Annotated in this window: 6 protein-coding genes; all 6 read left to right on the top strand. The window is 63.9% G+C overall.

Features of this window, described 5'->3' with window-relative positions; genetic code table 11:
- Window positions 1–420 precede the first annotated feature (420 nt).
- A complete protein-coding gene (locus AC3WJP_RS00255) occupies window positions 421–2004 on the top strand; it encodes a TolC family protein (protein ID WP_493719230.1) in 1584 nt (527 codons plus the stop codon).
- Window positions 2001–2975 (top strand): efflux RND transporter periplasmic adaptor subunit, encoded by a 975-nt coding sequence (locus tag AC3WJP_RS00250; RefSeq protein WP_493719229.1) that lies wholly within the window; start codon window positions 2001–2003, stop codon window positions 2973–2975. Before AC3WJP_RS00255 ends, AC3WJP_RS00250 begins: the two co-directional genes overlap by 4 nt.
- A 7-nt stretch (window positions 2976–2982) precedes the next feature.
- Entirely contained in the window at window positions 2983–4362 is a 1380-nt protein-coding gene (locus tag AC3WJP_RS00245; protein ID WP_493719228.1) for a hypothetical protein, read from the top strand.
- 2 nt (window positions 4363–4364) lie between these two features.
- Entirely contained in the window at window positions 4365–6572 is a 2208-nt protein-coding gene (locus tag AC3WJP_RS00240) for a hypothetical protein (protein WP_493719227.1), read from the top strand.
- 60 nt (window positions 6573–6632) lie between these two features.
- On the top strand, window positions 6633–7625 hold the full coding sequence (locus AC3WJP_RS00235) for a Bug family tripartite tricarboxylate transporter substrate binding protein (protein WP_493719226.1): 993 nt from the start codon (window positions 6633–6635) through the stop codon (window positions 7623–7625).
- A gap of 97 nt (window positions 7626–7722) precedes the next feature.
- A complete protein-coding gene (locus AC3WJP_RS00230; RefSeq protein ID WP_493719225.1) occupies window positions 7723–8712 on the top strand; it encodes a Bug family tripartite tricarboxylate transporter substrate binding protein in 990 nt (329 codons plus the stop codon).
- Window positions 8713–8946: the final 234 nt, after the last annotated feature.

The following is an 8946-nucleotide window of genomic DNA, read 5'->3' as shown; positions in this document are numbered from 1 at the left end:
GCGTAGCGAGGGAGCTTGCTCCCTCGCTGCAGGGCACCATTAGCGTCATAAGCGGCGTAGCGCACATATAAATTCGCCATTTTTTTGCTTAATCAGCGGGGCCTGCTTCACTAAGGAAAGAAGTTCCGGATTCAGCTCCATTGGAGCCGCAGCTCTAGCGTCATGGTTTCAACCCCCGCGCCATCCTTCGTCGGCCAGGCCCTCCCTGTCGACAGGGCGCCGGTCCAGCCGATACAGACAGGAGTCGATCGTGAGTCATGTACCCGTAATGAATACTTTGACCTTTCGGACAGAATGCCTGCAGCCATGCACGCCCTTGCCGATGCCAAGGTAATGAAAATAAAGGTCGCATCCGAAGCCTTCGCTGCACGGCAGCAGTCGGGTCGCTAGCCAACCCACGGTCATTGACGCAGAGAACTTATGGACAAGCCAATTCCCCTGGCGTTGGGGTCAGCTGTACGCCAATGCTTGTTGTTGATGGTGGGTTGCCTCTATCTGTCGGCCTGCACCATCGTTCCGCAGCCGGTAGATGTCGATCAACAGGCCCTCGATCAAAAGGCCAAGATCGACGCGGTGATCGCCTCTGAAGAACCGGTCACCCACCCCCTGAGCCTCTACGAGGCCATGGCCCGGGCCCTCAAGTACAACCTCGACCAGAAGATCGAGGTGCTTGACGAAGAACTGCGCCAGAAACAACTGGAGCTCAACCGCACCGGCATGCTGCCCGAGTTGTCCCTCGGTGGCGGCGTCGCCAACCGTAGCAACGAGGCAGGCTCCAGCAGCCGCTCGCTGCTGTCCGGCAACCAGTCGTTGGAGCCCTCGACCTCCAGCGATCGCACCACCGAAAACGCCAACCTCACCGCCAGCTGGGACATCCTCGACTTCGGCCTGTCCTACGTGCGCGGCCTGCAGGATGCCGACGAGCAGCTGATCTCGGCCGAGCGGCGGCGCAAGGTGGTCAACCGTATCCAGGAAGACGTGCGCACCGCCTACTGGCGCGCGGTCAGCGCCGACCGCACCTACAAGAAGCTGGTCGACCTCGAAGCCCTGGCGCAAAAGGCCCTGCTGCAGACCCAGCAACTGGAGTCGCGGCGCCTGGTACCGCCGCTGACCGTACTCGACTATCAGCGCAACCTCCTGCAGGTGCAGGGCGATGTGCAAAAGCTGCAACGCGAACTGTCGCTGGCCAAGAACCAACTGGCGGCGCTGATCAACCTCAAGCCCGACACCCGCTTCTCGCTGGAATTGCCCGACCGCACCGACGTCGTCCCCGAGCTGCCCGGCTCGGCCGATGAAATGGTCATGGTCGGCCTGCGCTTTCGCTCCGAACTGCGCGAAGGCAGCTACCGCGCGCGCATCAATAAGAACGAAATGAACGCCGCACTGATCCGCGCCCTGCCCAGCCTCAAAGGCGTGATCGGCCTCAACTACGACTCCAACAGCTACCTGTACAACCAGAGCTGGGCCAACGCCGGCGCGCAGATGACCTGGAACCTGATGAACGTGTTCCGCTACCCGGCGCAAAAACGCGCGCTGGTGGCCGAAGGCGCAGTGATCGATCAACGTCAGCTGGCGCTTACCTTGGCGGTCATGACCCAGATCCACGTCTCGCGCGTGCGCTTCATCCGCTTCTCTCAGGAACTGGGCACCATCCGCAGCTCCGAAGAAGTCCAGGAGCGCATCCTGGCGCTGTCCCGTGGCGGCTTCCAGGCCCACACCGTCAGCCAGCAGGACCTGGTGCGCGAAGAGATGAACTCGGTACTCGCCGAGATCAAATACGACGCCGCCTACGCCGACGTACAGAACGCCTACGCCAACCTCTATGCGTCGATGGGGCTGGACAACTTCGATATCGATATCCAGCCCGATACGCCAATTGCCGAGATCGCCAGCAAGTTGCAACAGCACTGGACCGAACGCGCCAGCAGCCTGCCACCGATGCCGGAACCCCCGGCCGCTGATGACACCTCCAATACCGCGACGCAAGGGAGCACGCCACAATGAGCCGCAAGTCACTAGGCTTGATCATGCTGTCCGGGACGGGCTTGCTGATCGCCGCGATGTATCACGCTAACTCATCCAACACCCTAGCCAGCGCGCCGGTACCACCGCTGATGCTGATCAGCAGCGCTCAGGCTGCCGATGGCCCGGCCGTGGCCAAGCCATTGGTGGCGCTGCCCCCGGCGGTACCCGGCACGCCGGCCACCGCCTCGCCGCTGGTCTCGCCCTTGCCGGCTGCCATGAGCGGCCCTGGCCCTGCCGACCTGCAAAAGAAGCCGTCGGACAACGGTTCCCAGACCGACGCCAACGGCGGCAAGGCGCGCGGCGTGGTTCGTGCAGTCAATGAAGCGACGCTGTCGTCATCGATGGTGGCGCAGATCACCCAGATGAACTTCAGCGAAGGCTCAGCCTTCAAGAAAGGTGACTTGCTGGTGGCGTTCAACTGCGATCGCGCCCAGGCCGATCTGCGCGCCGCCCAGGCCGGGTTGCAAGTGGAGCAGAAAACCGTCGAGACCAATCAGGAGCTCGAGCACTTCAACTCGGTCGGCAAGTTCGACGTGCTGATCTCGCAGTCCAAGCGCAACAAGGCCAAGGCCGAAGTCGAGGCACTGCAGGCGCAGATCAAGGAATGCAAGGTCTACGCGCCCTTCAACGGCCGGGTCATCGAGCGCATGAAGCACGTCCACGAATCGGTAGCGGTGAGTGAAGCGATGCTCAAGATCGTCGACACCAGCAGCCTGGAAATGGACCTCATCGTGCCGTCCAAATGGCTGCAATGGCTCAAGCCCGGCTCGCCGTTCACCTTCGCCGTGGATGAAACCGGCAAGAGCAGCGAGGCAGTGGTTGATCGCCTGCTGCCCGAGGTCGACCCGGTCAGCAAGACCTTGAAGATCATCGGTCGCTTCAACTCCAGCGACCATGGCCAGACCATCCCCGGCATGAGCGGCACCGCGACCTTCAAGGCGGGAGGCTGACTGCGCCATGAGCATCAACATACAACTGCCCCCGCAGCCGCCCACGGATGACGGCAAGGCGCACATGGCGGCGCTGCACCTGTTGACCCTGGAAGCAGAGATCCGCCGCCAGCCCTCGCGCCAGGACCTGCTGTTCCATCTGGTCAACGCCGTGCAGGACATGATCCCGTACGGTCAGGCCATGGCCTGGCGGCGCACGCACAAGGGCGGCAAGTTCCAGCTCAAGATGGTTTCGGGCATCCCGGTCGCCGATCGACACACGCCGTTGGCCGAGGCCCTGCAAGGGGTATTGAGCGAGCACGACAAGGCCGGCTTCCTCACTTCCCAGGTAGCCTTCGAGCTGCGCCCGCCTGCCGGTGCCGGGGCGGTGCGCTCGCCCCTGGCCGACTTTGCCCTGGGCCATGCCTTGTGGATTCCACTGCGCGACTACGATGGCGCGGTCAATACCGGTGCGCTGCTGCTGCGCGATACGCCGTTCAGCCCCCGCGAACAAACATTGATGCAGCGCCTGGGGGAAACCTACGCCCATGCCCTGCGGGTGTTCGGCCGCCAGCGGCGGCTGATCGACCGCTTGCCCCTGAACAAACGCACCCTGGCCATAGGCGTGGCGATGGTGGTCGCGGCGGCGTTGATTCCGGTGCGTCTGAGCGTGATGGCGCCGGTCGAGGTGATCGCCGATCAACCGTACATCCTCACCGCGCCGATCAACGGTGTGATCCGCAACATCCTGGTGGCGCCCAACACCCAGGTGACCGTCAATCAGGCGCTGGTGCAGTTCGAAGATATCCAGCCACGCAACGAAATGGTCCTCGCTCAACAGCAACTGGCCGTGGCCCAGGCCAAGGACAGCCGCACCTCTGCAGCGGCGTTCAATGACGCCGAAGCCGCCCACGAACTGGCCATCGCCGCCGCCGAGCATGATCTGGCGCGGGTGAATTACGAGTACACCCTCGAAGTCCTGCAGCGCACCTTGATACACACCCCCAGCGCCGGCCTTGCGGTGTACAGCGACCGGCGCGACTGGGAGGGGCGTTCGGTGCAGGTCGGCGAGGAGATCCTGCAAGTCGCCGATCCGCAGCGCATCGCCTATCGCATCGACCTGTCCACCGGTAACGCCATCGAACTCAAGCCCGGCAATCCAGTGGGCATCTACCTTGAGAGCTCGCCACTGGGCGGCATCGACGCCGATCTCAAGTCGGTCAGCTACACGCCCAAGACCACTGGCGGCAACCTCACCAGCTACACCGCCATCGCCATGCCGTCTGGTGCTGAACGACCACGCATCGGTTCGCGCGGCACCGCCCGGGTCTACGGTGAATACGCGCCGCTGGCCATCCAGTTGCTGCGCCGGCCGATTGCCGCCGTACGCCAGTATCTGGGGGTCTGAACATGGCGAGCGCAACGATGGCCACCTCGGTGGCCACGCCCTTGGCGACTGGGCGTGCCCCTTCGCTGCTGCCGGATGAGCTGCCACTGGCACCGCTGCGCCAGGAGCTACGTCTGGAGCAAGCCGCGCCGAGCCCCGAGGGGATACCGCGCTGGCGCTTGTACGACCCATTGCAGCATCGGTTTTTCCTGATCGGCGAAGAAGACGTCATGCTCCTGGCGCTGTGGCCCTGCGGTACCGTCGGCAGGTTGCGCCAGGCCTTGGCGCAGCGGCTGGCGGCCACTGGCGACGAGGATCTGGCCGGGGCCGAGCTGGACGAAGAGCTGCTCGACGGCTTGCTGCGCTTTCTCAACACCCATCATTTGCTGCAGACCTCGGGCAAGCAGGCTTATCAAACCCTTGCCGATCAGGCCAGGCGCATGCGCGGGCACGGCCTGCGCGGGCTGATCAACCGAGTGTTGGCCATGCGCTTGCCGGTGTGGAGCCCCCATGCCCTGATCGAATACTTCATCCCCACCATCAAAGCCATCGGCCATCGCTCGGTACTGACGGTCTGGACGCTGCTGACGCTGCTAGGCATCTACCTGACGACCCGGCAGTGGGACCAGTTCATCGGCACCTTCAGCGACTTCTTTTCAGCCTCCGGCATGCTCGCCTATGGCGTCGCGCTGGCCGGCCTGAAGATCGTCCACGAGCTGGGCCATGCCTACATGGCGACGATCCGGGGCGTGCGGGTGGGCAACATGGGCGTGTCGATCTTCATGGGCATGCCCATGCTCTACACCGAGCTCGGTGATGTCGCGCGTCTGAACAACCCGCGCCAGCGCATGTGGATTGCTGCCGGTGGCGTGCTGGCGGAAAGCTTCGTTGCGGGCCTGGCGACCCTGGCCTGGGCGGTGTTGCCGGAGGGCAGCCTGCGCAGCGTGGCCTTCGTGATCGCCACCACCAGTTGGCTGACCAGCTTGCTGGTCAACCTCAACCCGCTATCGCGCTTCGATGGCTATTACTTTCTGGCTGACGCGTTGCGCCTGGACAACCTGCAACCCCGGGCGCTGGCGTTCAATCAATGGCTGATCGGGCGCATGCTGCTGGGCCCGGTGGAGGCGCCGCCGGAGCCGGTGTCGCGACGCCGCGCAGCCTTGTTCGTGACCTACGGGACACTGTCCTGGTGCTACCAGATCATGCTCAGTTGCGGCATCGCCTGGCTGGCCTACCGAACGTTGTTCAAGACCGCCGGCGTGCTGTTGCTGGCCTACGCCCTGTGGCAGTTCGTGGGCCGACGCGTCCTGCGTTCGGTGCAACACTGGTGGAGCCTGCGTGATCGGGTGGGCAGCCGTCGACGCCTGGGTCTGGCGATCTTCGGCGGCGTGCTGTTGCTGCTCTTCGTGCTGCCGCTGGACCGCCGCGTGGAAGTCCCGGCGATGGTCGGCTGGCAGTCCGAGACACCGATCCAGGCCCCCGAAAATGCCCGCATCGAAGCGCTGCCCATGCGCCCCGATAGCCGAGTGAAAAAAGGCGATCTGCTGGTGCGGTTCTACTCGCCCGAGCTCGACAGCAAACGCGCCACCGCCCAGCTCAACCTGACCATCGCCAGCGAGCGCCTCGACCGCATCGGCGGTGACGACCGCGACCGCGCTGAAACCATGGTCCTGCGCCAGCAGCAGTTGCAGGCCCAGGCCGATCTCGCCGGGCTGGCCGACCGGGCGCGCATGCTCGAATGGCGCGCGCCCCAGGATGGCTTGCTGGTGGACGTCCCGGCCAACCTGCAGGTCGGCCAATGGGTCAAACCCAGCACCACCCTGGGCCGCCTGCTGCACGGCGACGCGCTGGACGCCATCGGCTTCGTCAACGAGAAGGAGCTGGCGCGCCTGCACCCCGGTGCCCAGGGGGTGTTCATCGCCGACGAACCAAGCCTGCCGCGTCATCAGGTGAGTCTCAAGGCCATCGACAACAACGCCAGCGAGTTCATCAGCCCCGACAGTCTCAGTTCCCGCTACGGCGGCCCCATCGCTACCCAGCCCAACGACCAGGGCAAATCGGTGCCGGTGGTGGGTCAGCATCGGGTCAATTTCGGTGTCAACGAAGGCACTACGCCGGGCCTGCCGTTGCGGGTAAGGGGCGAGATCCAGCTGGCGGCCACGCCGCAAAGCCTGGCCGAACAAACCATCCGCCGAGTCTGGCAATTGCTGGTGGCAGAACTACGGGAATAACCGCTGCGCGACGAGTTGCGTGAAGGTTTCATAGAGCAGTTTCATGCATGAGTATCGAACATGATCAAACGTAGATCCTTTATCCAGGGCGCCGCGGCCTTGATGGTCGGTAATGGCCTGTTGCGCAGCCCTTGGGCCCAGGCCGCGAGCGGCGGGCGCCTGCTGTACGGCTATCCGTCGGGCGCCGTGGGCGACAAGTTGGCCAACGGCATATTGCCGCTGCTCGCGGCCCAGAACGGTCCCGAGTATCACTTGCAGAATATCGAAGGGCGCAATACGCGCCTGGCAGCCTTGCAGGCCAAAGCGGCGCCTGCCGACGGCACGACCCTGCTGCAAGTGCTGTCGTCATCTTTCACCCTGCAACCACAGATCTACCGCAAGCTGGATTTCGATCCGCTCGCCGACTTCGAACCCATCGCCACCCTGGGCGATGTCACCTATGCCCTGACCCTGGGCCCGGCCGTGCCGGCGACGGTGACCTCGGTAAAAAGCTTTTTCGCCTGGCTGGAGGACAATCCGGACTACCGCAATATCGGCGTGTCGATCTACGGCACCCTCGGGCATCTGGCGTTGCGGATTCTCGCGCTCAATAGCGATATCCAGGATGTGCCCCTGCGCGGCCAGCCATACAAGGGCACCGCCGCCATGCTCACCGACCTGCATGAACGAGGCCTGGCGGCTGCGTTCACAGTGGCCAGCAATTTCAGCGACAAGGCCGCCCACAAAGACCTGCGCCCCATCGCCATCACCAGTCGCGAACGCCTCAAGTACTGGCCCGAAGTGCCGACCTTATATGAACAAGGGTTCCACGATCTCGACATTACCGGCTGGTTTGGCTGGTTCGCGCCGCGGGGCACGCCGGCGTCGGTTACCGGACCTCTGCGCGAGCGCCTCAAGACGCTGCAGAGCAGTGCGCCCTTCGGCACATTGCAGGCGCAACTGCTGATGACCAACGCATCGGTGGATCCCGGGCTGATCGATGCGCGCATTCGCGAAGAAGGCGCGCGCTACGCCAGCCTGCTGGAAACCTACAAGCTGGGCAAGATCGACTGAGGGGCCGGCGAGCACAGGCCTTACAACAACAATGTCAATCCATGGCGACGCGATCGCCGTTATTGCGCGAGGCCTGTTACCTCGCCGGGAGTTGAAGATGATCAATCGCAGACGTTTTCTGGCCAGTTCCGCAACACTGCTGGCCGGTGCCTCGATTGGCGCTGGCAGCGGTTGGGCACAGGCCGAGGGCGAGCGGCGCATGCTCTTCGGGTATCCGCCGGGCGCCCTGGGCACCACGGTCGGCACCGAAACCCTGAAACTGTTGGCCAGCGCTGGCGGGCCCAGTTATAGCCTGACTAACGTCGAGGGCCGCAACACCCGCGTCGCGGCCGAGACCGCCAAGGCGGCGGCAGGCGATGGCCTGACCCTGCTGCAGGCGCAGTCGACCAGCATGTGCCTGCTGCCCAACGTGTACAAGACCACCAGCTACGATCCGATCAAGGACTTCGCGCCACTGGCGACTGTGGGCGAGATGACCCTGTCGCTCACCGTTGGGCCGGCGGTGCCGAAAAGCGTCACTACGCTCGCGCATTTCTTCGACTGGCTGTCCGACAACCCGGAATCGAACAACGTCGGTTTTTCGATCTACGGCTCCGACGGCCATCTGGCCACACTTATCCTGGCGCGCACCAAAGGCGTCTCGATCAGGCCGCAGCCCTACACAGGTTCGCTGATGATGATCAAGGATCTGGCTGGCGGCAATATCGCCGCGATCATCACCGCGGCGGGCAATGGCCCGTCCGACTTGTGGGCCAGCGGCAAGCTGCGCTCGCTGGGCGTTACCACTGCCGAGCGCCTGAGCTACTGGCCCGATGTGCCGAGCTTGGCCGAGCAGGGGGTACAGGACATGAATCTGCGCGCCTGGTACGGCTGGTTCGCCCCTGCCACGACGCCTGCCTCGATCACCACCCCGCTGATCGACAAGATCCACGCCATGCAAGCGCTACCTACCTATAACGAGCTGCACAAGCGGCTGCTGCTGGGGCAGGACAACCGAGGTCCGGAGCAGATTCGCGAACGCATCCGCACCGAGACCGCCCGTTACGCACAGCTGGTGAATACTTACCAATTGGCCAAGATTGATTAATAGCCATCTGCCAGTCGTCGGCCCGCACGCAGCGCAGGGCCGGCGTGACGGCAGGTATCAAAGTGGTGACTATACTGATATCACCGCGCCCCTCGGCCACCCTTGCTGCATGCAGGGTCGTTACCACGGGAAGCGGATGCAACACGCGGAACGCCGAAATCACCGCACTTGCGCAAATCAGCGTTCCACACGGAAGGCAACAGTGGTTCAACGGTGACGGATTACCAAGGCCAT

This window comes from Pseudomonas sp. GW821-FHT01A09, from assembly GCF_058986725.1.
Note: the sequence above shows the minus strand (reverse complement) of the source record. Positions and strands in the feature narration are given on the sequence as shown.